At 73.3% G+C, this 23,681-nt stretch carries 25 protein-coding genes and 1 tRNA gene; 17 read left to right on the top strand and 9 right to left on the bottom strand.

What is annotated here, in order from left to right; genetic code table 11:
- Position 1 precedes the first annotated feature (1 nt).
- Entirely contained in the window at positions 2 to 2,332 is a 2,331-nt protein-coding gene (gene treY, locus EDD33_RS18300) for a malto-oligosyltrehalose synthase (protein ID WP_123392477.1), read from the bottom strand.
- Positions 2,329 to 4,560: a glycogen debranching protein GlgX gene (gene glgX / locus EDD33_RS18295; RefSeq protein WP_123392476.1), complete on the bottom strand. Its 2,232-nt coding sequence runs from the start codon at positions 4,558 to 4,560 to the stop codon at positions 2,329 to 2,331. Before glgX ends, treY begins: the two co-directional genes overlap by 4 nt.
- A 140-nt stretch (positions 4,561 to 4,700) precedes the next feature.
- Here glgX and thpR point away from each other — a divergent pair, with 140 nt between their 5' ends.
- Positions 4,701 to 5,291 (top strand): RNA 2',3'-cyclic phosphodiesterase, encoded by a 591-nt coding sequence (gene thpR, locus EDD33_RS18290; protein WP_246003694.1) that lies wholly within the window; start codon positions 4,701 to 4,703, stop codon positions 5,289 to 5,291.
- On the opposite strand, the gene EDD33_RS18285 is transcribed toward thpR, so the two are convergent.
- Positions 5,270 to 6,619 carry a cryptochrome/photolyase family protein gene (locus EDD33_RS18285; protein WP_123392473.1) on the bottom strand — a complete coding sequence of 450 codons (1,350 nt, stop codon included), beginning with the start codon at positions 6,617 to 6,619 and terminating at the stop codon, positions 5,270 to 5,272. The genes thpR and EDD33_RS18285 overlap by 22 nt on opposite strands.
- Before the next feature lie 72 nt (positions 6,620 to 6,691).
- On the opposite strand from EDD33_RS18285, the gene EDD33_RS18280 reads away from it, so the two are divergent.
- Positions 6,692 to 7,438: a CPBP family intramembrane glutamic endopeptidase gene (locus EDD33_RS18280; protein WP_123392472.1), complete on the top strand. Its 747-nt coding sequence runs from the start codon at positions 6,692 to 6,694 to the stop codon at positions 7,436 to 7,438.
- A 4-nt stretch (positions 7,439 to 7,442) separates the two neighbouring features.
- Here EDD33_RS18280 and EDD33_RS18275 read toward each other — a convergent pair whose 3' ends face one another.
- Entirely contained in the window at positions 7,443 to 8,342 is a 900-nt protein-coding gene (locus EDD33_RS18275; protein WP_123392471.1) for an NAD(P)H-binding protein, read from the bottom strand.
- A gap of 83 nt (positions 8,343 to 8,425) precedes the next feature.
- Between EDD33_RS18275 and EDD33_RS18270 the strand changes: the two genes are divergently transcribed.
- Positions 8,426 to 9,058: an ACT domain-containing protein gene (locus EDD33_RS18270; RefSeq protein ID WP_123392470.1), complete on the top strand. Its 633-nt coding sequence runs from the start codon at positions 8,426 to 8,428 to the stop codon at positions 9,056 to 9,058.
- A gap of 3 nt (positions 9,059 to 9,061) precedes the next feature.
- Here the strand turns inward: EDD33_RS18270 and EDD33_RS18265 are convergent, their stop codons facing one another.
- Complete coding sequence (locus EDD33_RS18265; protein WP_123393667.1) at positions 9,062 to 9,505, bottom strand: nitroreductase family deazaflavin-dependent oxidoreductase; 444 nt, start codon at positions 9,503 to 9,505, stop codon at positions 9,062 to 9,064.
- 61 nt (positions 9,506 to 9,566) lie between these two features.
- Between EDD33_RS18265 and EDD33_RS18260 the strand changes: the two genes are divergently transcribed.
- From EDD33_RS18260 to EDD33_RS18225, 8 genes are all read left to right on the top strand, one after another.
- Positions 9,567 to 10,502 carry a 1,4-dihydroxy-2-naphthoyl-CoA synthase gene (locus tag EDD33_RS18260; protein ID WP_123392469.1) on the top strand — a complete coding sequence of 312 codons (936 nt, stop codon included), beginning with the start codon at positions 9,567 to 9,569 and terminating at the stop codon, positions 10,500 to 10,502.
- The gene (locus tag EDD33_RS18255; protein ID WP_123392467.1) at positions 10,502 to 10,984 is read left to right on the top strand and encodes a hypothetical protein; all 483 of its coding nucleotides are present in this window, start codon (positions 10,502 to 10,504) and stop codon (positions 10,982 to 10,984) included. The genes EDD33_RS18260 and EDD33_RS18255 overlap by 1 nt, the downstream gene beginning before the upstream one ends.
- On the top strand, positions 10,981 to 11,667 hold the full coding sequence (locus EDD33_RS18250; protein WP_123392466.1) for an NAD-dependent deacylase: 687 nt from the start codon (positions 10,981 to 10,983) through the stop codon (positions 11,665 to 11,667). Before EDD33_RS18255 ends, EDD33_RS18250 begins: the two co-directional genes overlap by 4 nt.
- Positions 11,668 to 11,740: 73 nt before the next feature.
- On the top strand, positions 11,741 to 12,514 hold the full coding sequence (locus EDD33_RS18245) for a VIT1/CCC1 transporter family protein (RefSeq protein WP_123392465.1): 774 nt from the start codon (positions 11,741 to 11,743) through the stop codon (positions 12,512 to 12,514).
- A gap of 95 nt (positions 12,515 to 12,609) precedes the next feature.
- Positions 12,610 to 13,824 carry an NAD(P) transhydrogenase subunit alpha gene (locus EDD33_RS18240; protein WP_123393665.1) on the top strand — a complete coding sequence of 405 codons (1,215 nt, stop codon included), beginning with the start codon at positions 12,610 to 12,612 and terminating at the stop codon, positions 13,822 to 13,824.
- Positions 13,821 to 14,147, top strand: coding sequence for an NAD(P) transhydrogenase subunit alpha part 2 (locus EDD33_RS18235; protein WP_123392464.1), 327 nt, complete (start codon positions 13,821 to 13,823; stop codon positions 14,145 to 14,147). The genes EDD33_RS18240 and EDD33_RS18235 overlap by 4 nt, the downstream gene beginning before the upstream one ends.
- Positions 14,144 to 15,541 carry an NAD(P)(+) transhydrogenase (Re/Si-specific) subunit beta gene (locus EDD33_RS18230; protein ID WP_123392463.1) on the top strand — a complete coding sequence of 466 codons (1,398 nt, stop codon included), beginning with the start codon at positions 14,144 to 14,146 and terminating at the stop codon, positions 15,539 to 15,541. The genes EDD33_RS18235 and EDD33_RS18230 overlap by 4 nt, the downstream gene beginning before the upstream one ends.
- Before the next feature lie 141 nt (positions 15,542 to 15,682).
- Positions 15,683 to 17,863 carry a sensor histidine kinase gene (locus tag EDD33_RS18225; RefSeq protein ID WP_123392461.1) on the top strand — a complete coding sequence of 727 codons (2,181 nt, stop codon included), beginning with the start codon at positions 15,683 to 15,685 and terminating at the stop codon, positions 17,861 to 17,863.
- A gap of 9 nt (positions 17,864 to 17,872) precedes the next feature.
- On the opposite strand, the gene upp is transcribed toward EDD33_RS18225, so the two are convergent.
- Positions 17,873 to 18,514, bottom strand: a complete 642-nt coding sequence (gene upp, locus EDD33_RS18220; RefSeq protein ID WP_123392460.1) for a uracil phosphoribosyltransferase — start codon at positions 18,512 to 18,514, stop codon at positions 17,873 to 17,875.
- A gap of 81 nt (positions 18,515 to 18,595) precedes the next feature.
- Here upp and EDD33_RS18215 point away from each other — a divergent pair, with 81 nt between their 5' ends.
- The 4 genes from EDD33_RS18215 to EDD33_RS18200 all read left to right on the top strand — a co-directional run bounded on the left by EDD33_RS18215 (position 18,596) and on the right by EDD33_RS18200 (position 20,323).
- Positions 18,596 to 19,129, top strand: a complete 534-nt coding sequence (locus EDD33_RS18215; protein WP_123392459.1) for a tRNA adenosine deaminase-associated protein — start codon at positions 18,596 to 18,598, stop codon at positions 19,127 to 19,129.
- Positions 19,130 to 19,162: 33 nt separating this feature from the next.
- Positions 19,163 to 19,594 carry a nucleoside deaminase gene (locus tag EDD33_RS18210; protein WP_123393663.1) on the top strand — a complete coding sequence of 144 codons (432 nt, stop codon included), beginning with the start codon at positions 19,163 to 19,165 and terminating at the stop codon, positions 19,592 to 19,594.
- A gap of 38 nt (positions 19,595 to 19,632) precedes the next feature.
- A tRNA-Ser gene (locus tag EDD33_RS18205) sits at positions 19,633 to 19,719 on the top strand.
- 157 nt (positions 19,720 to 19,876) lie between these two features.
- The gene (locus EDD33_RS18200; protein ID WP_123392458.1) at positions 19,877 to 20,323 is read left to right on the top strand and encodes a hypothetical protein; all 447 of its coding nucleotides are present in this window, start codon (positions 19,877 to 19,879) and stop codon (positions 20,321 to 20,323) included.
- Between the two features lie 22 nt (positions 20,324 to 20,345).
- Here the strand turns inward: EDD33_RS18200 and EDD33_RS18195 are convergent, their stop codons facing one another.
- Both EDD33_RS18195 and EDD33_RS18190 read right to left on the bottom strand, forming a co-directional pair.
- Complete coding sequence (locus tag EDD33_RS18195) at positions 20,346 to 20,891, bottom strand: DUF305 domain-containing protein (RefSeq protein ID WP_123392457.1); 546 nt, start codon at positions 20,889 to 20,891, stop codon at positions 20,346 to 20,348.
- 76 nt (positions 20,892 to 20,967) lie between these two features.
- A complete protein-coding gene (locus EDD33_RS18190) occupies positions 20,968 to 21,408 on the bottom strand; it encodes a DUF6153 family protein (protein ID WP_123392456.1) in 441 nt (146 codons plus the stop codon).
- A gap of 54 nt (positions 21,409 to 21,462) precedes the next feature.
- Between EDD33_RS18190 and EDD33_RS18185 the strand changes: the two genes are divergently transcribed.
- Entirely contained in the window at positions 21,463 to 21,951 is a 489-nt protein-coding gene (locus tag EDD33_RS18185) for a DUF427 domain-containing protein (RefSeq protein WP_123392454.1), read from the top strand.
- A 24-nt stretch (positions 21,952 to 21,975) separates the two neighbouring features.
- Here the strand turns inward: EDD33_RS18185 and EDD33_RS18180 are convergent, their stop codons facing one another.
- Positions 21,976 to 22,371 carry a low affinity iron permease family protein gene (locus EDD33_RS18180; RefSeq protein ID WP_123392453.1) on the bottom strand — a complete coding sequence of 132 codons (396 nt, stop codon included), beginning with the start codon at positions 22,369 to 22,371 and terminating at the stop codon, positions 21,976 to 21,978.
- A 63-nt stretch (positions 22,372 to 22,434) separates the two neighbouring features.
- Between EDD33_RS18180 and EDD33_RS18175 the strand changes: the two genes are divergently transcribed.
- Positions 22,435 to 23,679, top strand: a complete 1,245-nt coding sequence (locus EDD33_RS18175) for a glucose-1-phosphate adenylyltransferase family protein (RefSeq protein ID WP_123392452.1) — start codon at positions 22,435 to 22,437, stop codon at positions 23,677 to 23,679.
- Positions 23,680 to 23,681: the final 2 nt, after the last annotated feature.

Below are 23,681 nucleotides of genomic sequence, written 5' to 3'. Positions count from 1 at the left end.
CTCAGCCCTCCCTGACCAGCAGCGCGACCGGCAGCCCGGCCAGCAGCGACCCGACCGACACCGACCCGCTCAGCCCGCGCGTCGAGCCGAGCGCGTCGCGCCAGCTCCCCGCGGGGAGCTCCAGAGCAGTCTCGCCCCAGCCGGACTCGGCCAGGCCGAGCGGCAGCCGGGTGGCGACCGTGACGGCGCCACCGCGGTCGAAGGCCAGCACGTGGTCGGCGGCCGGACCGGACGCGGTCAGCGGGACGTAGTCGCCGAACAGCTCCGGCCGGTCGCGGCGCAGCCGCAGCGCGGTCGCGGTGACCCACAGCTTGGCCACGCCCTCGTCGTCGGGGCCCGACGGGGCGGCCGGGGCGGCGTCGAGGCCGGCCAGCAGCTCGGCGCGACGGTCGAGGTCGACCGGGCGTCGGTTGTCGGGGTCGACCAGGCTCTGCTCCCACAGCTCGCTGCCCTGGTAGACGTCGCACACGCCCGGAGCGGTGATCGCGACCAGCTTGGCGGCCAGCGCGTTGCTCCAGCCGGCGTCGGCCAGGCGGGCCACCAGGTCGGTGACCAGCCGGGACACGTCGGGGTCGTCGAGGGCCGCGTCGACCGCGGCGTGGACGGCCGCCTCGAACTCCTCGTCGGGGTCGGTCCAGGTGGTGCGGTCACCGGCCTCGCGCATCGCCTTCTCGGCGTACGCCGACAGCCGCTCGCGCAGGTCCGACGGCGGGGCACCGTCCACGCGGGCCGGCCAGGCGCCGACCACGGCCTGCCAGAGCAGGTTGGCGAACCCCTCGTCGGGCACGGGCGCCAGCTCGAGCAGCCGGCCGAGCACCTGCTCCCACAGGTGCGGGACCTCGGCCAGGGCCAGGATCCGGGCGCGGACGTCCTCGCCCCGCTTGGTGTCGTGGGTGCTCAGCGTGGTCATCGCGACGGGCCAGGTGGCCTGGCGCTCGGCCATCGCGGCGTGGAAGTCCGACGGCGTGACCACGAAGGTGCCGGGGTCGCCGCCCACCTCGTCGTGCGCGGTCAGTCGCGACCAGCGGTAGAACGAGCTGTCCTCGACCCCCTTGGCCATCACCATGCCGCTGGTCTGCTGGAAGCGTCGGGCGGCGGGCGCCTCGGGGTCGGCCAGCACGGGGGCCAGCAGGTCGAGCACGTCGGCGAGGTCGGGACGGTGCCGGCGGGCGAGCCCGAGCGCCTCGTCGAGGTGCTCGCGGCCCAGCGGCAGGTAGGAGCGGTAGACCGGGAAGCAGGTCAGCACCTCGGCGACCGCGTCCTCGGCGACAACGGGCGTCAGGCGGGTCCGCAGCGGCTCGGGGAGCTCGCGGACGATCCGTCGGGTCTCGGCGAGCAGGCCCCCGGTCGCGACGGCGCGCTTGCGGCTGTGGACGAGCTCGGCCCAGTCCTCGTCGGTGCCGGGCAGGCCGCGCAGCCGGGCGTCGAGCGCGGTCAGCGGCGTCTCGCCGGCCGGGTCGGTCAGCACCCGGTCGAGCAGCGCCAGCACGTCGTAGCCCGTGGTGCCGGCGGTCGCCCACGAGGTCGGCAGCTGCTCGCCGCCCTCCAGGATCTTCTCCACCAGCACGTAGGAGCCGCCGGTCAGGCGGGCCAGGTCGTCGAGGTAGGCGCCGGGGTCGCGCAGGCCGTCGGGGTGGTCGACCCGGAGGCCGTCGACCAGCCCCTCGTCGAACCAGCGGGCGACCTCGACGTGGGCTGCGTCGAAGACGTCCGGGTCCTCGACGCGGACGCCGGCCAGCGTGGTGACGGTGAAGAACCGGCGGTAGTTGAGCTCGCTGTCGCCGCGGCGCCAGTGCACGAGGCGGTAGTGCTGCTCCTCGAGCGTCGTGGTGCCGGGCGCCATCGGGAACCGGTGGTCGTGGTAGCGGACCTCGCCCCCGACGACCTGCACGGCGTCCTCGTCGTCGTCGCCGACGACGGGCACGAGCAGGCGGCCGTCGCCGGCCTCCCAGTCCACGTCGAAGTACGCCGCGTGGGCCGAGTCGCGGCCGTGCTGCAGCAGGTCCCACCACCACGGGTTCGCCGACGCGGTGGCGACGCCGACGTGGTTGGGCACCACGTCGACCAGCACGCCCATGCCGAGCCGGTGCGCCTCCGCGGCGACCGTGGCCAGGCCGGCCGCGCCGCCGCGCGACCCGTCGACCCGGGTGGGGTCGACGACGTCGTAGCCGTGGTCGCTGCCGGGCTCGGCCTGCAGCAGCGGCGAGAGGTAGACCCAGTCGACGCCGAGGTCGTGCAGGTAGGGCAGCCGGCGGGCGACCTCCGCGAGGTCGAAGTCGGCCGTGACCTGGAACCGGTAGGTGCTCGCCGGCGCGCTCGCAGCGGGTCTCACAGCAGCGACCCCGCCTGCTGACCGGGTCCGGCGAGGGGCGCGTTCTCGCGGGTGTCGATGTTGCTGGCGCCGCCGCCCTGGACCGCGAGCGAGGCGGCGACCGAGTGGTCGGGCTCGCCCTCGGGCTCGTGGTGCTCGCGCAGCACGAGCACCGAGCGCTCGTGCAGCTCGACGGTGCCGCCGGCGGCGTACGTCCGGCCGCTGTCGGCCACCCCGCCGGTGTCGACCACGACGTCCCAGGCCGGGGAGTACTCCTGCGAGGGGAGCGTGAGCGTGACGGCCTCGCCGACGTTGAAGAACAGCAGGAAGTCGTCGTCGACGACCGGGTTGCCGCGGGAGTCTCGCCCGGCGATGCCGTTGCCGTTGAGGTACATCCCGACGCTGCGCAGCCCGTTGCTCCAGTCGCCGTCCTCCATGACGCGGCCGTCGGGGTGCAGCCAGACGATGTCGTCGAGGCGCTCGCCGTCGTTGACCGCCTCGCCGGTGAAGAACTGCTTGCGGCGGAACGTCGGGTGCCGCAGCCGCAGCCGGATCAGCGCCGCGGTGAAGTCGATGAGCGGCTTGTCGGCGGCGTCCCAGTGCATCCAGGAGATCTCGGAGTCCTGGGCGTAGGTGTTGTTGTTGCCGTCCTGGCTGCGGCCCATCTCGTCGCCGTGGAGGATCATCGGCACGCCCTGGCTGAGCAGCAGCGTCGCGAGCACGTTGCGCTGGTCGCGGGCCCGCAGCGCCCGGACCTCCGGGTCGTCGGTCGGGCCCTCCGCGCCGTGGTTCCAGGAGCGGTTGTGGCTCTCGCCGTCGTTGTTGTCCTCGCCGTTGGCGTCGTTGTGCTTCTCGTTGTAGGACACCAGGTCGGCCAGGGTGAAGCCGTCGTGGGCGGTGACGAAGTTGATGCTGGCGAAGGGGCGTCGTCCGGAGTTCTCGTAGAAGTCCGAGGAGCCCGCGAGGCGGGAGGCGAAGTCCCCGAGGTCGGGCTCGCCGCGCCAGAAGTCGCGGACGGTGTCGCGGTAGGCGCCGTTCCACTCGGTCCACTGGGGCGGGAAGTTGCCGACCTGGTAGCCGCCGGGGCCGACGTCCCAGGGCTCGGCGATGAGCTTGACCTGGCTCACGATCGGGTCCTGCTGGACGAGCTCGAAGAAGGTCGCGAGCCGGTCCACGTCGTAGAACTCGCGGGCCAGGGCGGCGGCGAGGTCGAAGCGGAAGCCGTCGACGTGCATCTCGGTCACCCAGTAGCGCAGCGAGTCCATGATCAGCTGCAGCGAGTGCGGGTGCCGCACGTTGAGGGTGTTCCCGGTGCCGGTGTAGTCCATGTAGTACTGCTGGTCGTCGTCGACGAGGCGGTAGTACGCCGGGTTGTCGATGCCCTTGAAGCTGAGCGTCGGCCCCAGGTGGTTGCCCTCGGCGGTGTGGTTGTAGACCACGTCGAGGATGACCTCGATGCCCGCCTGGTGCATCGACTTCACCATCTGCTTGAACTCCTGGACCTGCTGGCCCAGGTCGCCCGTCGCGGCGTACGACGCGTGCGGGGCGAGGAAGGCCAGGGTGTTGTAGCCCCAGTAGTTGCGCAGCCCCTTCTCGAGCAGGGTGTTGTCCTGCACGAACTGGTGGACCGGCATCAGCTCGATCGCGGTGATGCCGAGCCGCTTGAGGTGGCTGGTGACGGCCGGGTGCGCGAGGCCGGCGTAGGTGCCGCGCAGCTCCTCGGGCACGTCGGGGTGCAGCTGGGTCATGCCCTTGACGTGGGCCTCGTAGATGACCGACTCGTTGTAGGGGATCGCGAGCGCGCGGTCGCCCTCCCAGTCGAAGAACGGGTTGATGACCACGCCGTGCGTCATGTGCTCGGCGGAGTCGTCGTCATTGCGCGACTCGGGGTCGTCGAAGTCGTAGCCGAACAGCGACTGGTCCCAGTCGATCTCGCCGGCGGTGGCCTTGGCGTAGGGGTCGAGCAGCAGCTTGTTCGGGTTGCAGCGCAGGCCGTTCTCGGGGTCCCACGGCCCGTGCACGCGGTAGCCGTAGCGCTGGCCGGGCTGCACGGTGGGCAGGTAGCAGTGCCACACGTAGGCGTCGACCTCGGTCAGCTCGATGCGCTTCTCCTCGACACCGCCGTTCGCGGCCACCTGGAACAGGCACAGCTCGACGCGCTCGGCCACCTCGCTGAACAGCGCGAAGTTGGTGCCGCTGCCGTCGAACGTCGCCCCCAGGGGGTAGGCCTTGCCGGGCCAGATCTCCACGTGCTCTCCTCAGTGATGCCGGGTTGGAACGATCAAATCATCGCTCGTCACGTCCGTGAGTACCCGGGTCGCGGCAGAAACCACGGGCTATGGCCAGGGTCACCTCCCCCCGTGGGTGCCACACTCGCGCCGTGACCCGGATGTTCGTCGCCGTGCTGCCGCCGCCCGAGGTGCTGGAGCACCTCGAGGAGTTCCTGGCCCCGCGGCAGGAGGCTCGTGTCGAGGGGCGCCCGTGGCGCTGGACCCCGGTGGCGCAGTGGCACGTCACCCTGGCGTTCATGGAGGACGTGCCCGACCGGGCCCTCGACACGCTGGTCGAGCGGCTCGCGGTGGCGGCCTCGCGCCGCCGGCCGGTCCAGGCGCGGCTCGCCGGCGGCGGGGCGTTCCCGGACCCCTCGCGCGCCAAGCTGCTGTTCGCCGGCATCGAGACCGACCCGGTCGAGCTGGAGCGGATGGCGACCGGTGCCCGTCACGCGGCCGCGGGGGCCGGCGTCGAGGTCGACGGCCAGCGGTTCCGGCCCCACCTCACCGTCGCGCGGATCGCCCGGGCGGTGGAGGCCACCCGGTGGCTCCGCGTGCTGGACACCTACGCCGGCCCGACCTGGACCGTCGAGGAGGTGGTGCTGGTGGCCTCGCACCTGGGCGAGGGCCCGGGCGGCAGGGCCCGCCACGAGGTGGTCGGGACGTGCCCGCTGGGTGCGCGCGAGGGTCAGTCGCGGCCGCGGCCGTAGCGCTCCAGCGCCTCCTTGCGCTCCTCGGCGTGGTCGACGATGCGCCGCGGGTAGTCGTGGGCGTAGCCGTCCTCGGCGTCCCAGGGCTCGTGGGCCCGCTTGCCCTCCAGGTGGCGCAGCTCGGGGACCCAGCGGCGGACGTAGTCGCCGGCCGCGTCGAACTTCAGGCCCTGGGTGACGGGGTTGAAGACCCGGAAGTACGGCGAGGGGTCGGTGCCGGTGCCGGCCACCCACTGCCAGCCGTGGTTGTTCGACGCGATGTCGCCGTCGAGCAGGTGGTCCAGGAAGTGCCGGGCGCCGACCGGCCACCACACGTGGAGGTCCTTGGTCAGGAAGCTGGCGGTGATCATCCGCACCCGGTTGTGCATCCAGCCCTCGTGCAGCAGCTGCCGCATCCCCGCGTCCACGATCGGGAACCCGGTGCGCCCCTGCTTCCAGGCCTCCACGTCGTCGTCCGGGTCGTCGTAGGTCAGCGCGTTGACGGGGTTGAGGTCGTGCCACGACGAGCGTGGGTTGTGGTGCAGCACGTCGGCGTAGAAGTCGCGCCAGCACAGCTCGGTGTCGAAGGTCCGCGCCCCCGAGCCGCCCCGGCCCTGGGTCTCGGCGAGCAGCTGGCGGGGGTGCAGCACGCCGTACTTGAGGTAGGCCGAGAGCCGCGAGGTGCGGTCGGCGCCCGGGTCGTCGCGCGCGTCGTCGTAGTCGGCGACGTCGTGCTCGAGGAACGACCGCGCCCGGCGCCAGGCGGCGTCCTCACCGGCGGTCGGCATCGACTCCGGCGCCTCGTCGAGCGCCTTGTCGAAGCGGGCGGCCACGCGCTGGTCGTCGTCGTGGTCGACCCAGTCCACGCCGCGGGGCGCCTGGACCGGGTCGTCCCACCCGACGTCGCGCCAGGCCCGGCTGAAGGGGGTGAAGACCTTGTAGGGGTTGCCCGAGCCGTTCTTCACGGTGCCGGGCGGCACGGCGTACGGCGTGCCGGTCGCGACGCCCTCGACGCCGTCGGGCAGCGCGTCGACCACCGCCCGGTCGCGCCGCAGGGCGTAGGGGGTCGAGTCGTTGGTGACGTGGACCCGCTCGGCCCCGACCTCCTTCGCCAGCGACGGCACCAGGGAGGCGGGGTCGCCGATGCGGACGCACAGGCGACCCCCCATGGAGTCGTCGAGGGAGCGCAGGTTGGCGGCGAGCCAGGCCCGCCGGGAGTGCCCGGCGGTGCGCCACAGCACGGGGTCGAGCACGAACAGCCCCAGGACGGGCCCGTCGGCCGCGGCAGCGCGCAGCGCCGGGTTGTCGCGCAGCCGCAGGTCGCGCCGGAACCACATGATCGAGGTCATGCCGCGACCCTACGAGGGACCACCGACCGCCTCGCCCCGTCCGGGTGCCCGCCGCCCGGTTAGGGTCGCTGCATGCGTTCAGTCCGGGGTCTGCGCACCACGCTGCGCACCAACCTCTGGGACATGACACCGCGCGACCACCGGCAGTCCGACCGGGAGTTCCGCCGTCGTCAGGTCGTCAGCGTGGTCGTGGTGCTGGTCGGCGCCGTCGTGCTGGGCTACACGCTCGGCTTCATCGAGCCCACCGACAGCAACCGCTTCTACGCCGCCACCGCGATCCTGGCCGGGGTCTGGACCGTGGGGGCGTTCACCTCGGGGCCGCTGCACCTGGGACGCATCGGGGTGCCCTCGGACCCCGACACCCACGCCCCACGCCCCATCGTGCAGCCGTTCCTGCTCGGGGCCGCGCTGGTGCTCGTCTTCGTGGCCGGCTCGTTCCTGATCCGGGCGGTGCCGTTCCTCGACGAGAACCTGACGCCGTTCATCCAGACCGTCCTGGAGTACGCCCGCGAGGGCAACGCCTGGATCCTGCTGGTGGTGACCGTGCTCAACGGCATCGCCGAGGAGCTGTTCTTCCGCGGGGCGATGTACGCCGCGATCCGCAAGCACCAGGTGGCGATCACGACGGTGGCCTACACCGTCGCGACGCTGGCCACCGGCAACGTGATGCTGGGCTTCGCCGCCATCGTCCTGGGCGTGATCGTGGGCCTGCAGCGCCGGGCCACCGGCGGCATCCTGGCGCCCATCATCACGCACCTGACCTGGTCGGTCTCGATGCTCTACCTGCTGCCGCTGATCTTCCTCGGCACGGCGACCTGAGCGCTCAGGCGTCCTTCTCGGCGGCCGCGCGGTCGCTCACGGCGCGGCGTACGGCCTCCTCGTAGCCGAGCGGCTCGCCGGGCACGACCTCGCGGATCGTCTGCTCGCGGACCACCACCTCGATGCCCATCGAGTCGATCAGGTTGCGGCCGGTGGTGACGTCGACGTCGGTCACCAGCGCCAGCCAGCGCGAGGACAGCCCGGGGCTGAGCACCGGCACCTTGACGATCGGGACCCGGCGGCCGGTCTCGATCTCGGCGGCCACGCGCAGCATGTCGATGTAGGTCAGCTGGTCGGGCCCGCCCACCTCGAAGGTGCGGCCGAGGGCGAGGTCCTGGTCGGCGACCCCGGCGAGGTAGCGGACCACGTCGTCGAGCGCGATCGGCTGGGTGCGGGTGGCGGCCCACTTCGGCACGATCATCGCGGGCAGGTTCTTGACCAGCTGCCGGGTGATCTCCCACGAGATGCCGCCGTGGCCGACCACGATCGCCGCGCGAAGCACCGTCACCGGCACCCCGGTCTCGGCCAGCAGCGACTCGACCTCGCGGCGCGAGCGCAGGTGGGCCGACAGGTCGCCGTCGTCGCCGAGGCCGCCCATGTAGACGATCTGGCGGACCCCGGCGGCGGCGGCCGCAGCGGCGAAGTTGCGTGCCGCCTGGGCGTCCTTGCGCTCGAAGTCGGCGTCGTCGAGGGAGTGCACGAGGTAGTAGGCGACCTCCACCCCCGCGAGCGGCTCGTCGAGCGAGTCGCGCTCGTCGGTGTTGCCTCCCACGGGCGTGCCCGGGCCGTCGTACTGCTGGGGGCGGCGGGTCATGGCTCGGACCTCGTGGCCCTGCTCGATCAGCGCCGGCACCAGGCGCTTGCCGATGAAGCCGGTCGCGCCGGTCACGAGGACGATGCTCATGGGTGCAGCCTAGGGAAGAGGTCCCCGTCGGGCCCTGCGGGCGGCGACATCTGGGCGACACGCGGGCGCAGTAGGGTCCCCCCATGTCGTACCTGCTGCGCGTGGCGCTGCCGGACGTGCCCGGGTCGCTGGGCCGCCTGGCGTCGGCGATCGGTACGGCGGGGGGCAACATCGACGCCATCGAGATCGTCGAGCGCACCGCCGACGGTCGTGCCGTCGACGACGTCTTCCTCGCCGCCGACCACGGGGTGATGCCCGACAGCATCATCTCGGCCTGCACGGCCCTGGAGGGCGTGGACGTGCTGTGGATCTCGCACTACGGCGCCGGCTCCAACCTCACCCGCGACCTCGAGGTCGTCGAGGCGATGACCTCCGAGCCCGCGCGGGCGCCCGACACCCTGGTCGACCTGCTGCCGGCGACCTTCGTGGTCGACTGGGCCGCGCGGGTGCGGCGCAAGGGCGACGGCGGCGAGCTGGTGCACGGCTCCTCGGCAGCACCCTCGCGGATCCCGCCCGACATCCGCTGGCCGGCCGACCTGGAGCGCGGCGCGCTGATCGAGGTGCCCGAGGAGCTCGGCGAGATGCTGGTCGCCGGCTGCGCGCTGGGCCGCGCCGAGATGATCGTCATGGTCCGGCGCGGCGGCCCGGAGATCCTGCCCTCGGAGATCGCCCGGCTCAGTCACCTCGCGGCGCTGGCGCAGTCGATCTCGCGCTAGTCCTCAGTCGACGGGGGTGAGCTTGAAGACGGGGATCTGCCGGTCGGTCTTCTCCTGGTACGACGCGTAGGTCGACCACGTGTCGACCGAGAGCCGCCACAGGTCGTCGCGCTCCTCGCCCTCGACCAGCTCGGCGCGGTAGGTCTTCCTCTCCGCGCCGTCCTGCAGCTCGACCTCGGGGTGGGCCAGGAAGTTGAAGTACCACTCCGGGTGCTCCGGCGCCCCGCCCTTGGAGGCGATGGCGACGTAGACGCCGTCGCGCTCGACCCGCATCAGCGGCGTCTTGCGGACGTAGCCGGACTTCGCGCCGACGTTGGTGATGACCACGATGGGGTAGTCGGTGCCGGGCAGGGTGTTGGCCTCCTGGCCGTTGCTCGCCTCGAACTGCTCGACCTGCTCACGGACCCACTGGGCCTTGCTGGGGACGTACTCGCCGGTGATCGCCATGCGGTCCAGCACAGCAGACCTGGCCGTCCCGCGCCAGCACCAGCCGCTCTAGGGTCGCCCCATGAGTGCGATCGAGGGCGTCAGCGAGATCTTCGACCCGGCGGCGTGGGACGAGGTGCCCGGCTTCGAGGACCTGACCGACCTGACCTACCACCGGGCCCGCGCCCACGGCACCGTCCGGGTGGCCTTCGACCGGCCCGACGTGCTCAACGCCTTCCGGCCCCACACCGTCGACGAGCTGCTGCGGGTGCTCGAGCACGCGCGCACCACCGCCGACGTCGGCTGCGTGCTCCTGACGGGCAACGGACCGGGCGAGCGCCACGGCAAGTGGGCCTTCTGCACCGGCGGCGACCAGCGGATCCGCGGTCGGGCGGGCTACCAGTACGAGGACGGCACCGCCGGCGCCACCAGCGACGCCCGCACCCCGGCCGACCAGGCCCGCCTCGGCCGGCTGCACATCCTGGAGGTGCAGCGCCTGATCCGGTTCATGCCCAAGGTCGTCATCTGCGTCGTCCCCGGCTGGACGGCCGGCGGCGGCCACTCGCTCCACGTCGTCTGCGACCTGACGCTGGCCAGCGCCGAGGAGGCGCGCTTCAAGCAGACCGACGCCGACGTCGGGTCCTTCGACGGCGGCTTCGGGTCGGCGTACCTCGCCCGGCAGGTGGGCCAGAAGGTCGCCCGCGAGATCTTCTTCCTGGGCCAGGAGTACTCCGCCGAGGACGGGGTGCGGATGGGCGCGGTCAACCGCGCCGTGTCGCACGCCGAGCTCGAGCAGGTCGCGCTGGAGTGGGGCCGGCTGGTCAACGGCAAGAGCCCGACGGCGCAGCGGATGCTGAAGTACGCCTTCAACGCCGTCGACGACGGCCTGGTCGGCCAGCAGCTCTTCGCCGGGGAGACCACGCGGCTGGCGTACATGACCGACGAGGCGCAGGAGGGACGCGACCAGTTCCTGGAGAAGCGGGAGCCCGACTGGAGCCCCTTCCCCTGGTACTACTGATGTCCGACGGGGCGGTGGCCGCCCTCGCGACCGGCGTCCTGGTGTGGGCCTTCGGGGCCGCGTTCCTGGTGGAGCGACCGCTGCAGCGCCTCGCCGTACGGGCCAGCCGCAACCGGCCGGGACGCATGGTCGCGCTCGTGCTGGCCCTGCACCTCGGCTTGCTCCTGCTCTGGCTCGTGGTCGCCGTCGCGGCCGGGATCATCTACGGCCGGACGGGCTCCTACCCGGCGATGGGCTTCGTCGTGGTGCCGATGCTGCTCCTGAGTGCGCCGGTGACGCTCTGCTTCCTGCCCTCCGCGCACGGGGGCGCGGGCACGACCCTGCGCCGTGAGGTGCGGAGCCAGGGTGGCTCGGCGGCCACGGCGCGCGCGATGTACTGGACCGGCGGGGTCTTCGCGTTCGTCGAGATGGGGGATCGCGTTCCCGATGTTCTTCGTCTGCTTCCTCAACGGCTGAGGCCGGCACCTACTCTCGGCCCATGAGGGTCGTGGTGCTGACCGGGGCCGGGATCTCCGCCGAGAGCGGGCTCCCGACCTTCCGCGACGCCGACGGGCTGTGGGAGGGCCACGACCCGATGACGGTCGCGACCCCGGAGGCGTACGACGCCGATCCCGACCTGGTGCAGCGCTTCTACGACGAGCGCCGCGCCGCCCTGGCCCGGGTCGGGCCCAACGCCGCCCACCGGGCGCTGGCCCGGCTCGAGCAGCACCTCGGCGACGACCTCCACCTCGTCACCCAGAACGTCGACGACCTGCACGAGCGCGGCGGGTCCGAGCAGGTCCACCACCTCCACGGGCGGCTCGGCGCGGCGTGGTGCACGGCCTGCGACGCGCGGCACGCGTGGTCGACCACGCTGGCCGACCGCCCGCCCTGCCCGGCGTGCGGCGCACCGGCGCTGCGGCCCGACGTGGTGTGGTTCGGCGAGGTGCCGCACGGCACGGAGCTGGTCGAGCAGGCGCCGCTCGACTGCGACCTGTTCGTGGCGATCGGCACCTCGGGGCTCGTCTACCCGGCCGCGGCGTACGTCCACTACGCGATCGGCTGCGGCGCCGACACCCTCGAGCTCAACCTCGAGGTCCCCCGCGTCAGCGACTTCTCCCGGTCGCGCCGCGGCCGGGCCACCGACACCGTGCCCGCCTGGGTCGAGGAGCTCGTCGGGGGCTGAGGGGGCGGCCCCGCGCCCGCAGGCCAGCCTCACCTTCGTTGTACGCCGACCCGGCGGCCGTCACCATGGAGCGGTGAGCACCCCTTCCCCGACCCGCGCCGAGGACGCCCCCGAGCCCCGTCCCGGCGACTCCCCCGAGCCCGGCCAGCACGCCCACGAGCCCCACGACGACTCCGTGAGCGGACGCCTCAACGCGCTGCGCGCGGCGGTGCTCGGCGCCAACGACGGCATCGTGAGTGTCGCCGGCCTGGTGATGGGCGTGGCCGGCGCGACCACCGACCGCAACACGATCTTCGTGGCCGGCATCGCCGGCCTGGTGGCGGGCGCGTTGAGCATGGCGGTGGGGGAGTACGTCTCGGTCAGCACGCAGCGCGACACCGAGAAGGCGCTCGTCGCCAAGGAGACCCGTGAGCTCCGCGAGGAGCCCGAGGAGGAGCTGGCCGAGCTGATCGACCTCTACCGCCAGAAGGGCCTCGACGACGACCTGGCGCGCGAGGTCGCGGTGCAGCTGACCGCGAAGGACGCGCTGCGCGCGCACCTCGACGTCGAGCTCGGCATCGACCCCGACGACCTGACCAGCCCCTGGCAGGCGGCACTGGCCTCGATGGTGTCCTTCACGGTCGGTGCGCTGCTGCCGCTGCTCACGATCCTGGTCTTCGGTCCGAGCCTGCGCGCGGTCGTCACGGTCGTCGCGGTGACGCTGGCGCTGGGCCTCACCGGCCTGCTCTCGGCCCGGGCGGGCGACGCGCCGGTGCGGCCGGCGGTGACGCGCGTGGTGGGCGGCGGGTTGCTGGCGATGGCGGTGACCTACGCCATCGGCAGCGTGATCGGCACCGGCATGGCCTGAGACGGGCGGCCGGGAGAGACGCACCTGAGACAGGCGTCACAATCCCCGATCCTGTCGGTGTTCTCCTCTAGGTTCGGCCCCGTGAGGTGGCCATCGTGAGGATCGCAGTCGTCCGAGAGACCCGGCCCGGGGAGACCCGCGTGGCGCTGGTCCCCGACCTGGTCCCCAAGCTGACCGCCCTGGGCCACGAGGTCGGCGTCGAGCCGGGTGCGGGCGAGGCGGCCGGCTTCGCCGACGAGCTCTACGCCGAGGCAGGGGCCGGTCTCGTCGACCAGCCGCTGCCCGGCGCCGAGGTCGTGGTCAGCGTCAACCCGCTCGACCGCGACCGGCTGCACCAGCTGCGCGAGGGCACGATCACGGTCTCCTTCCTGCCGGTCTCGACGTCGCTCGACCTCGTCGCCGACCTGCGCGACCTGCGGGTGACCGCGCTCGCGATGGAGCTGGTGCCCCGCATCTCCCGCGCCCAGTCGATGGACGCGCTGTCCTCGCAGGCGCTGGTCTCGGGCTACCGCTGCGCCATCGTGGCCGCCGGTCTGCTGCGTCGCTTCTTCCCGCTCAACATGACCGCCGCCGGCACCGTCCAGCCGGCCCAGGTGGTCGTCCTCGGCGCCGGCGTGGCCGGCCTGCAGGCGATCGCCACCTCCAAGCGCCTCGGCGCCGTGGTCCAGGCCTACGACGTCCGGGCCGCCGCCGCGGAGGAGATCCGCTCGGTGGGTGCGAAGGCGATCGACCTGCAGCTCGAGACCCTCGAGGGCACCGGCGGCTACGCCCGCGAGATGGACGAGGACCGCGCCGCCCGGCAGAAGGACGCGCTCGCGCCCTACATCGCCGGCGCCGACGCGCTGATCACCACCGCGGCCGTGCCCGGTCGCCGGGCCCCGCTGCTGGTGACCGCGGCGATGGTCGAGGCGATGAAGCCCGGCTCGGTCGTGGTCGACCTGGCCTCGGAGTCCGGCGGCAACGTCGAGGGCTCGGTGCCCGGCAAGGTCCTGCGCATCGGTCACGCCCAGGTCTGGGGCGGCGACAACGTGCCCTCCCAGATGCCGGGCCCGGCCTCGAGCCTCTACGCCCAGAACGTCGTCAACCTGCTGGCCCTGATGAGCCACGAGGGCGACGTGGTGCCCGACTTCGACGACGAGGTCGTGGTCGGCGCCTGCGTCACCCACGCCGGCGAGGTCCGCCACGCCCCGACCCGCGAGGCGATCGAGGGCCCGGCGCCCGCGCCCGTGGTCACGCCGGGTGCGCCGTCGGAGGCGCTGCCGCCCGAGGACCAGCTCGACCCCACCGACCCGTCCGAGGAGCGATCGTGAACGACGCCGTCGTCTGGCTGACCATCTTCGTGCTCAGCGTCTTCGTGGGCATCGAGGTCATCGCCAAGGTCTCCTCGACCCTCCACACGCCGCTGATGTCGGGGGCCAACGCGATCCACGGCATCATCCTGCTCGGCGCGATCCTGGTCACCGGCACCACCGACAACGCCCTGGCCCTCGTGATCGGGCTGGTCGCGATCGTGCTCGCGGCGGTCAACATGGTCGGCGGCTTCGTGGTCACCGACCGCATGCTCCAGATGTTCGTACGCCGCAAGCGACCCGCCAGGACCGAGCCCGGCGCCACCGAGGGAGGCGCGCGATGACCGCCGTCCCCGTCTGGGCCCAGCTCGTCTACCTCGCCTGCGCCGTCGGCTTCATCCTGGCGCTCAAGGGCCTCTCGGGCCCGCGCACCGCCCGCACCGGCAACCTCGTCGGCGCTGCGGCCGCCGTGATCGCCTGCGCCGTCCCGTTCTTCTACGTCGACCTCGACCACGTCGTGCTGATCCTGGTCGCGATCGCCGTCGGCACCGTCGGCGGCGTGGTCGGAGCGCGCCGCGTGCAGATGACCCAGATGCCGCAGATGGTGGCGCTGTTCAACGGCGTCGGCGGTGGCGCCGCGGCGCTGGTCGCCCTGCTCGAGCTCCACGAGATCCTGGAGCAGCCCGGTGGGGTGGACGTCGTCGGCTGGTTCGTCCTGGTGGCCACGGCCTTCACGATCTTCGTCGGCTCGGTCTCCTTCGCCGGCTCGGTGATCACCTTCGCCAAGCTCCAGGAGCTGATGAGCTCCGCGCCCCTGGTCTTCCCCGGCCTCGCGATCGTCTTCGGTGCCTCGCTGGTGGCCGGGGTCGGCCTCGCCACCCAGCTGGCGCTGTCGCCGGCGATGTGGGTCGGCATCGTGCTGGCGCTGGTCGGCCTGCTGTTCGGGGCGCTGCTGGTGCTGCCCGTGGGCGGCGCCGACGTGCCGATCGTGATCTCGCTGCTCAACGCCTTCACCGGCCTGACGGTGGCCGCGGGCGGCTACGTCCTCGACAACGTCGTGCTGCTGGTCGCCGGCACCCTGGTCGGCGCCTCCGGCACCTTCCTCACCCTGCTGATGGCCAAGGCCATGGGCCGGTCGGTGTCCAACATCCTCTTCGGGGCGCTCAAGGGCGGCTCGACGCTCGGCGCCGGGGTGGCCTCGGACCGTCCGGTCCGCTCGGCCGGACCCGAGGACGTCGCGATCATGCTGGCCTACGCCGACCGCATCATCATCGTCCCGGGCTACGGCCTGGCCGTGGCCCAGGCGCAGCACACGCTGCGCGAGCTGGTCGACGTGCTCGGCGAGCGCGGGGCCGACGTCGACTACGCCATCCACCCGGTGGCCGGGCGGATGCCGGGCCACATGAACGTGCTGCTCGCCGAGGCGCAGGTGCCCTACGAGCAGCTCAAGGAGATGGACGACATCAACGGCGACTTCAAGGACGCCGACGTCGTCCTCGTCGTCGGCGCCAACGACGTCGTCAACCCGGCGGCCAAGACGACGCCGGGGGCGCCGATCTACGGCATGCCGATCCTCAACGTCGACGAGGCCAAGCAGGTGGTGTTCATGAAGCGCTCGATGCGTCCCGGCTTCGCCGGCATCGAGAACGAGCTGCTCTTCGAGGACCACACCACGCTGCTCTTCGGCGACGCCAAGGACTCGATGAGCAAGCTGCTCAACGCCGTCAAGGCCCTCTGAGGCGGCCTCCCTCACCCGGGCCTCACCCCTGCGGGTGGAGACGACCGACCGATCGCACGGTTTTGGAGCGAATCGCCACACAACGGGCCTTCCCCTCCACATACTGGTCGGCGTCCCGTCCGTCCGAGCTGGTGAGGGTGCATGCAGCAGGGCCAGTCGTCCGGCGACGCCGTCGTCCGGCGCGCCCACCGACACGTCGCGAGCCCACGCGCGCTGCTGAGGGTGGCGCTGCTGCTGCTCGCCGTGGCGGTCGCCGCGTGGCTGGGGTCGCTCTCGATCGCGCCCGGGGGTCTGGTGCCCGCGGTGTGGCCGGCCGGTGGTCTGGCCGCCGGGATGCTGCTGGTCTCGCCCCACCGGTGGCGGCTGCCGCTCCTCGGCGTGGTCGGTGCGGTCGGGGTGCTGGCCCACCTCGGGGTCGGGCTCCCGCCGGTGGTCGCGGCGGGTGCGGGAGCGTCGTACGCCCTGGCCTCGTGGACCACCCGTTGCCTGCTGGTGCGGGGCCACACCGGCCGGGTGGCGCTGCTCGAGCCCGGCGACGTCTCGCGGATGATCGGCGCGGTCGCGGGCGGCAGCCTCGTCGCCGGCGCCGGCCTGGCGCTGACGGCGGTGCTCACCGGGCACGGCCGGGCGTGGCTGACGTTGCTGTCGGGCTTCGGGTCGACCGCCGCGGCGACGCTGGTGCTGCTGCCGCTCTTCCTCCGGACCCTGCCGTACGCCGCTCTCAGCGGCACCCGCGAACGGCTCGCCCAGGCGGTGATCACCGTGGGCACGACCTCGGCGGTCTTCCTGGCCACCGACGTGCCGCCCGTGGTGTTCGTGGTGATGCCGATGTTCGCCTGGCACGCCTACCGCGGCTCGCTGCGCGGCGCGACGGTGCTGCTCACGGTCGTGGCCGCCATCGGCACCGCTGTCACCGAGCTGGGGCACGGCCCGATCTGGTCGCTGGGCCCGCGCTACGACCTGGCCCCCGAGCTGGTCGACGGCGTGCTGCAGCTGTTCGTCATCGACTGCGCCCTGATCCTGCTGCCGCTGTCGGCCATGGTCACCCAGCAGCGCGCCGCGGCGGCCCGGGCCCGGGCCGAGCGACAGACCCTGGAGCGGGTCGTCTACTCCGCAGCCGGCACCGCCATCGTCGCGACCGACCGCGCGGGGCTGATCACCGTCTTCAACCCGCAGGCCGAGGAGGTCTTCAGCCGCCCCGGGTCCGAGGCCATCGGCCGCCCCGCCGACCTGCTGTGGTCGGTGACCGAGCTGCGCCAGCAGGCCCGCGACCTGCGCACCGACGCCGACGTCACCAGCCTGTGCCGCGCGGCGGTCGCCTCGGGCGAGCTCGACCGGCTCTGGCACCTCGGCCGCGGCGACGACGCCCGGGTGCTGCGGATGATCGTCTCGCCGCTGCCCGACGCCGACGGCGCCGAGGCGGGCTACCTGATGACCGCCGAGGACGTCACCGAGCGCGAGGCGGCGCAGCGGCTGCTGGTGCAGACGCTGGAGCACCAGCGCGTCGCCGTGGCCCGGCTGCAGGAGCTCGAGCGGGTCAAGGGTGACTTCGTCTCCACCGTCAGCCACGAGCTGCGGACCCCCATCACCAGCATCATCGGCTACACCGAGGTCCTCGAGGACGGCATGGTGGGCGAGCTGAGCGCGGCCCAGCTCGACATCGTCGACCGGGTCGACCGCAACGGCCGCCGGCTGCTGCTGCTGGTGGAGGACCTGCTGACGCTCTCCCAGATCGAGACCTCCCGGCTGGAGATCCAGCCCGAGACGATCGACCTGCGCGAGGTGATGCGCGGCGCCCACGACGCGGTCACCGCCTCCCTCGCCCAGCGCCTGCTCGACGTCACGCTCACGCTGCCGGCGGTGCCGGTGCACCACGAGGGCGACCCCCGCCAGCTCGAGCGGATGGTCACCAACCTGCTCACCAACGCCGTCAAGTTCACCCCCGACGGCGGGGAGGTGCAGATCGGGCTGCGGGCCGAGGCGGGCCAGAGCGTCATCACCGTGGCCGACACCGGCATCGGCATCCCCGAGGAGGAGCAGCAACAGCTGTTCACCCGGTTCTTCCGGTCCAGCACCGCCACCGAGCAGGCCATCCCCGGCACCGGTCTGGGGCTGACCATCGCGCGCGCCATCGTGGCGCTGCACGGCGGGACCGTCAGCATCGCCTCCCGCGACGGGCACGGGACGACGGTGCGGGTGCAGCTGCCGCCCGGCGTGCCGACGGTGGTCGCGGAGCGGGCGCCCGACGCGGCTGCGGGCGACGTGCCGACCCTCGTCCTGGCCCCGGAGCCCGGCGGCGTCGCGACGCCCAGCGTCGCCTGAGGCCGACGGCTACTGCGCCAGGCCGTAGAGCCGGTCGCCGGCGTCGCCCAGGCCCGGCACGATGTAGCCGCGCTCGTCGAGCTTCTCGTCCTGCGCGGCGGTGACCACCGTGACGGGCACGTCGATGCCCTCCAGGCCGCGCTCGAGGTTGGCCACGCCCTCGGGGGCCACCAGCAGGCAGATGCAGGTGATGTGGTCGGCGCCGCGGTCGGTGAGGAAGCGGATCGCGGCGGCGAGGGTGCCGCCGGTGGCCAGCATCGGGTCGAGCACGTAGCACTGGCGGCCGCTGAGGTCGACAGGCAGCCGTTCGGCGTACGTCGAGGCCTCGAGCGTCTCCTCGTTGCGCACCATCCCGAGGAACCCGACCTCGGCCGTGGGCACCAGCCGCATCATGCCCTCGAGCATGCCGAGCCCGGCGCGCAGGATCGGCACCACCAGGGGACGCGGCCGGCTGAGCACGACGCCCTCGGTCGGGCCCACCGGCGTGGTGATGTGGGAGGGCTCCACGCGGACGTCGCGCGTGGCCTCGTAGGCGAGCAGCGTCACCAGCTCCTCGGTGAGCCGCCGGAACTCCGGGGAGGCCGTGTCCTCGTCGCGGAGCGTGGTCAGCTTGTGGGAGACCAGCGGGTGGTCCACGACGTGCAGGCGCATGGCGTCACCGTAGTCGCATCTCGGTGGTCCACCCCCGCCCCCGTCTGACACCATCACGGGTGGAGCGGGAGGCGGTGTCCCATGTCGGGGACGAGTGAGACAGGCAACGGCGGCGGGGACGACCGGACCGACGAGGTCGACGAGGTCGACGTCGCGGTGCTCGCCTACCGCGACGAGGGCGACTGGGTCGTCGACGAGCTCCCCGACGATGCGCTCGTGAGCGTCGAGGCGCTCGTGGAGGAGCTGCAGCGCTGGACCGACGAGGACGGCAGCGACGGGGGTGCGCTCGCGCTGGTCTCGGTCGCGGAGGACTTCGCGCTCGTCGTGCGGGTGCAGGGCGCCACCACGCGCGTGCTGCTCTCCGACGCCAGCGCCGCCACCGAGTGGACGCTGGCCCGGTCCGCGACCGAGCACCTCGGCGTGCTGGTCGAGGACGACGACGAGACCGCGCCGGCGGGCGACCTCGGCATCGTCGCCGACCTCGGCATGCCGGCCAGCGAGCTGGGCGAGCTGCTCGACGACGAGGAGCTGTTCCCCGAGGAGCTGCTCAGCGAGGTCGCGGACGCCGCGGGCTTCGGCGCCGCCTTCGACGACCTGGTCGACCTGGACGACTGACCCGTGCCGCCGACCGACCGCTGGGCGGGGCCGATGCGCGAGGCGCTCGCCCTGGCCGCCGAGGCCGCGGCCCGCGACGACGTACCGGTCGGCGCCGTGGTGATCGGGCCGGACGGCGAGGTCGTCGGGCGCGGCCACAACGTCCGCGAGCGCGACGCCGACCCCACCGGCCACGCCGAGGTGGTGGCGCTGCGCGAGGCGGCGGCGGCCCGGGGCGAGTGGCGGCTCACCGGCTGCACCCTGGTGGTCACGCTCGAGCCCTGCACGATGTGCGCAGGGGCGGCGGTGCTGGCCCGGGTCGACCGGGTCGTGTTCGCGGCGTACGACGAGAAGGCGGGGGCGGTCGGCTCGCTCTGGGACGTCGTGCGGGACCGCCGGCTGAACCACCGGCCCGAGGTCGTGGCGGGCGTGCTGGCGCAGGAGTCGGCCCGGATCCTCGACCGGTTCTTCGCCGGGCACCGCTGATTTCAGCCCCACCCACCCCGTCCGGTAGCCTTCCCGGCGGTGGCGTGTCCGAGCGGCCTAAGGAGAACGCCTCGAAAGCGTTTGTTGGCGCAAGTCAACCGAGGGTTCAAATCCCTCCGCCACCGCGGTCAGCGACCCGGGTCCACCACGTGGGCCCGGGTCCTCTGCTTCCCGGAGTCGTGTGGCTCAGCGGGCGCCCTGGTGGGTCCTCACCCACACGACTCGACGCGGCTCCTCTCGGGACGGTGACCGTCCCTGGGGACGGTGTTCCATACTCGCCGGATGGACGACGGACTCGCGGCCGCCCATCCCCGGCTCGTGATGACCGTGACGCACACGTGGCAGTGGGGCCTGGTGACGGTCTCCGACCCCCACGCCCTCGAGCCGCCCCGCGGCGAGGGGCCCGTCGTGGCCGACGGTCACTGGGTGGTGCTGCACGTGGCGCACGCCCAGGACGCGACGGCCGCGGAGGTCGGGGAGGTCGGGGCGACGGTGCACGTGGAGGTGCGCGACGCCCCGCACCCGCGCACCGCCCGCCGGGTGCTCTACGACCACGTCCTGCGGACCCCGCGCGGAGCGGTCGCGATCGGCGACGCCGAGCACGAGGTGGTCGTGCCGGCGCACCCCGAGCGGACCGCGGTGCGGGTCAGCATCCGCGCCGGGGACGACCCCGAGCGGCTCACCGACGTCTGGGTGGAGCTGGCGCCCGACCCGTACGCCGACCGCTGACCCGCCGCCGCGACGGCACCGCTCAGCCCTGGCCGAGCAGCTCCTCCATCTCGGCTATCTCGGCCTGCTGGGTGCGCTCGACGTCCTTCGCGAGGTCGACCGCGGCGTCGTAGGTGCCGTCGGCCTGCTCGGCCCGGGCCATCTCGATCGCACCCTGGTGGTGCTCGACCATCAGCCGCAGCCAGAGCCGGTCGAACTCCGCACCGGTGGTGGTGTCGAGGCGCTGCATCTCGGCGTCGGTCATCATGCCGTCCATCTCCGACATGTCACCCATCCCGGCCATGCCGCCCGAGGTGTCGGGCACGTCCTCGCCCCACTCCTCCAGCCAGCCGGTCATGGTCTCGATCTCGGGGTCCTGGGCCGCACGGATCTCCTCGGCCAGGCGGCGTACGTCGGCGTCACGGCTGGTGTCGAGGGCCTGGTCGGCCATCTCCACCGCCTGGGCGTGGTGCGGGACCATCTGCTGCGCGAAGCGGACGTCCGCCTCCGCGTGGTCGGTGCCGCCGCAGGCGGCGAGGAGCAGCAGGGACGCTGCGGCGATGGTGCGGGTGAGGGCGTGCTGGGACATGGGGGTTCCTCCGGTCGGGTGGGCGTGCTGGGAGCAGGTGTGCGCGCCGACCGGGTGGGGTCGGGGCGCGGTCTGCTCAGCAGCGCAGGACGCAGAGGCGGGACAGGTCGGGCGGGTCGGGGTCGCGCGCGGGTGGCGCCCGGGTCGGCGCGACGACCGAGGACCGGTCGGGCAGGAGCCGGGGCCGGTCGCGACGCAGGGCGAGCAGCGCGAGCAGGCCGAGGAGGAGCACCGCGAGGCAGAGCCCGGCGGCCGAGGTCCCCTCCTCGCCCGGCGCCACGGGGGTCGCCGGCGCGAGCCCGGGCTCGAGGGAGGTGGCGGCGGAGGTGGCGGCGGACGTGGCGGCGGCGTGCTGCGCGTGCTGGGCGGTCGTGGGCTCGGCGGTCGTGGGCTCGGTGGTCCGGGCGCCGTGGTGGCCGGCCGCGCCGTGGGCCGAGAGACCGTGCATCGCGAGCAGGCCCAGCAGGGCGAGCAGCAGCAGTGCTGCGCGGGCGCCCGGGTGCCTCGTCCTGGTCACGCCCCCGAGGGTAGCCAGGCGTCGGTGCTTGGCGGGGCGGAGCAGGATCGGGGCATGCGCAAGGAGCAGCGCCGGGTCGAGCCCGGTCCCGGTCAGGAGTCGGTGTGGGACTACCCGAGGCCGCCGGCGCTGGTGTCCTCGGACCGCCGGGTCGTCGTACGACGGGAGGGGCAGCTGGTCGTGGACAGCACGCGCTGCTTCCGGGTGCTGGAGACCAGCCACCCGCCGACCTGGTACGTCGACCCCGCCGACGTGGCCGAGGGGGTGCTGACCCGCTCGCGGGCCCGGTCGACGTGGTGCGAGTGGAAGGGCGCGGCGACCTACTGGGACGTGCTGGGTCTCGAGGCCGCGGCCTGGTCCTACGAGGACCCGACGGCCGGTTTCACCGACCTCCGGGGCTTCGTGACCTTCTACCCCTCACGCCTGGAGTGCCTCGTCGACGATGAGCGGGTGCGGCCGCAGGACGGCGGCTTCTACGGCGGCTGGGTGACCGACGACGTGGTGGGGCCGTTCAAGGGCGGGCCGGGCACGCTCGGCTGGTAGCCGCCCGGGACGTCCCCCCCGAGGTCAGTGTCGCTCCTCCAGGCCGACCGCCTCGCGCAGCCTGCGGGTTGCCTCCTGCAGCTCGGGGTCGCGCGCGGCGGAGGACTCCATCAGCGACGCGAGCGCCTCGGCGAGCACGTTGAGCTTCTCCTGCGAGGCCTCCTCCGAGCGCCGGCCGGCGTTCTCCAGCAGCACGAGCAGCAGCAGCGACACCACGCTCGCGACCGTGTGGATCGCGACCTGCCACTCCTTGAGGTTGGGCCAGAGCGGGGCGCTGGCGCCCCAGGCGACCACGACGACGAGGCAGACCACGAAGAAGGGCGCGCGGCTGACCTGCATGTAGGTCGCCTCGACGAACCTCTCGAAGGCCGACCGTCCGTCAGGGCTGTGGCGGTCCGAGGCCGCGTCGTTGCGTTCCATGGCCGCAGGCTAGGGCCCCCGGCCCCTTCCAGCATGCGGACGCCACGGTGCGAGGATCAGCCGATGAACCCCCTCCAGCGGCTCAAGGCGCTCGCGATCATCCAGGCCGGCGGTGCGGGCGGTCGCATGGACGTGCTGACCGCGGAGCGCGCCAAGCCGGCGCTGCCCTTCGCCGGGTCCTACCAGCTCCTCGACTTCCCGCTGTCCAACCTCGTCAACTCCGGGGTCGACGACGTCTGGCTCTCGGTGTCCTACCAGGCCGAGTCGCTGGAGGAGCAGGTGCGCAACGGCCGGCCCTGGGACCTCGACCGGACCCGCGGCGGCCTGCGGATGCTGATGCCGCGCGAGGGCAACGGCTCCCTCGACGAGGAGGGCTTCGCCCAGGGCAACGCCGACGAGCTCTACCGGCTGCGCGACGACCTGCGTCGGGCGGCCCCCGACGTGGTGCTGGTGATGAGCGCCGACCACGTCTACCGCTTCGACCTCGGCGAGCTCGTCGCCACCCACCTGGAGAAGGAGGCCGAGCTGACCATGCTGGTCACCGACCTCTCCGAGGTGTACGCCGAGGACCCGGCCGACCACGCGGTCGTGACCAGCAACCGGCTGGGTCGGGTGACCGGGTTCGCCTACAAGCCCGACGAGCCCGACGGGTCGGTCGTGGCCTGCGAGGTCTTCGCCTACGACCCGGTCGTGCTGGTCGAGGTGCTCGAGGAGCTCCACCGCGAGCTCTCGCAGGCCGACTCCGACCGCCCCGCGGGCGACTCGGGCCTGGACGACTTCGGCGACCTGCTGGTGCCGCGGCTGGTCGAGCGCGGCAAGGTCTTCTCCCACCGGCTCGAGGGCTACTGGCGCGACCTGGGCCAGCCCCACCACTACCTCAACGCCCACCTCGAGCTGCTCGAGGGCGGCACCGGGCTCTTCGACCCGACCTGGCCGGTGCTGACCCAGCACCCCGAGCGGACGCCCGCCTTCGTCGCCTCGGGCGCCGTGGTCTCCGACAGCATGCTCAGCGCGGGCAGCCGCGTGCTCGGCACCGTGACCCGCAGCGTGATCGGCCCCGACGTGGTCGTCGAGCACGGCGCCGAGGTCGTCGAGAGCGTGGTCTCGGCCGGGTCGGTGATCAGGTCGGGGGCCCGCGTGCTGCGCACCCTGGTCGACACCGCCTGCGAGGTGGGCCCCGGCGCCACCGTGGGCAGCGCCGACACCGCCCTGGACGACCCGGACGCGATCACCATCCTGGGTCGCGACGTGGTCGTCGGCAGCGACGTGGCGCCGGGCTCCCGGGTGTCCCCGGGCGGGGTCGTCTGAGC

Origin of the sequence: Nocardioides aurantiacus (assembly GCF_003752505.1) — a bacterium.
Lineage (GTDB): Bacteria > Actinomycetota > Actinomycetes > Propionibacteriales > Nocardioidaceae > Marmoricola > Marmoricola aurantiacus.
The sequence above is the reverse complement of the archived record's forward strand: the minus strand, read 5'-3'. Positions and strand labels throughout refer to the sequence as shown.